Source organism: Spiroplasma endosymbiont of Megaselia nigra (assembly GCF_003987485.1).
GTDB lineage: Bacteria > Bacillota_I > Bacilli_A > Mycoplasmatales > Mycoplasmataceae > Spiroplasma.
In genome coordinates this window covers 1-1,683 of the sequence record NZ_RCOO01000224.1, presented here as the reverse complement: position 1 = coordinate 1,683, position 1,683 = coordinate 1, and the positions used below count along the sequence as shown (strand labels likewise).

The window sequence follows — 1,683 nt, the reverse complement described above, 5'->3', positions numbered from 1 at the left end:
ATCATACGAACAAATGATATATATTAGAGAAATTAAATTAACGGAATTTATTATTAAGTTAATTAAATATGATAATGCTATTTTAAACAGTAGAACATTCAATATTAAAAATATTGATGAGTTAATTGTTGATGTTCGCTTACCAGTAAATGCTACTTTAAACAGACAATTAAAAAACAATGAAACTATTATTAATATACCTAATGAAGAAGGAGAACAAGAATAATGTTAAAACCATCAGAAAAAATGTTAGCACAATTAGCAGAAAATGATGAACCAATTGATTATTCAATTGATAGTATTCCTTTAGATTTTGCTAATCAATCACAACATAGCGACCCTGACTTAGAACAATTATTTACAGAAGACCGTGCAAGAACCTTATATATTTATAAAATTAATAATCTTGTTAAGACAAAGGAAAAACCAATCTTAAACTACTCTCAAAATAGCGTTAAAATCGGTTTTATTGATAAAGATGAATATATTAAAATAACTGGTTATGAAATTAGTGACTTTAATTTTAAATTACAAATTCAACAAAACACCACAGTACAAGATAATAGCACTAGTTATGTAATGATTGATGAAAAAGATATTTTAATTAATGACATTTCAAAACAAGACAAAGAATTTTTAGAAACATTATACTTAAAAATAGTATCTATTAATGAACCAATTAGTGAAGAAAATAAAAATGAATGTTATATCATTGAAGAATACAAACGCCCTTATTCACCTGATGGAATTAACATTATTAAATCTACGCATTTAGTTAAAATAACTGACTTTAAATGAAAAAATCAAAATAGCATTCATTTAGTATTACAAAAATCATTACCAGAAGATACGGTATTTACTGGAATTGAAATTAAATATCCTAAATCGATGTTATTTGGAAATATTAAATGTTGAGGCAATGTCAATGATGTTTATTCTTATCCATCATCAAATATTGAAAACGCTATTTTAGTACCTTTACTATCAATGCCCATTGAAACAAACCCTAATTTAAGAGTATTTCAATATTGATTTACCGAAAGTTTTTTACCATGAAGTATTGCTAAAAATTACATTCAAGGTGTTAATATTTTAGGTTTAATAAATGAAAATGGTTTAAATAAAGTTTTACTAAATTATTTAACATATCGTTATAATTATGATAGAAAATTTCAAGGAGCAAAATACGACGAAAAAGGCAATCCTACAAATAAAGCAGCAGAATTACGCCAAAAATTCGAAGGTCAAAAACCCGAAGATGTAATTGATGGTTTATTTGAAAACTGAAAATTAGATAATCCACCCCTTATTAATGATAAGACTGTCAAAAAATTTAAACAAATTATCTATATGTTATCAAATTATACATATAGTAAATACGCAATTAATAAAGGTTGTAATGATGATATTAAGTTATTTTCTCCATATTACTTTGAATTAATTTCTAATCCACGAGAACAAGAAACTGGGTATTGAGAATTTGAACATTGTAAAGTTAAATTAAATTCATTATATTTTAATTTTAGTGGTGGTTCCATTCCACCAATACCAATAAATTATTGAAAAGAAATTTATGAAAAGAACAAACCATTAAATGAAATTAATAATAAATATTATTTTGTAGTTTGGCGTAGTGATACAAGTAATAATTGAAGAATTATTAAATTTTTGAATGATACAAAT

Annotated in this window: 2 protein-coding genes; both read left to right on the top strand. The window is 24.2% G+C overall.

Features of this window, described 5'->3' with window-relative positions; translation table 4 throughout:
* Positions 1–226 (top strand): hypothetical protein (locus D9R21_RS06300; RefSeq protein WP_206609247.1); only part of this gene is annotated, 226 nt, incomplete at its 5' end.
* The coding region (locus tag D9R21_RS06295; protein ID WP_148108869.1) for a hypothetical protein at positions 226–1,683 on the top strand (1,458 nt) is incomplete at its 3' end. The genes D9R21_RS06300 and D9R21_RS06295, both read left to right, overlap by 1 nt.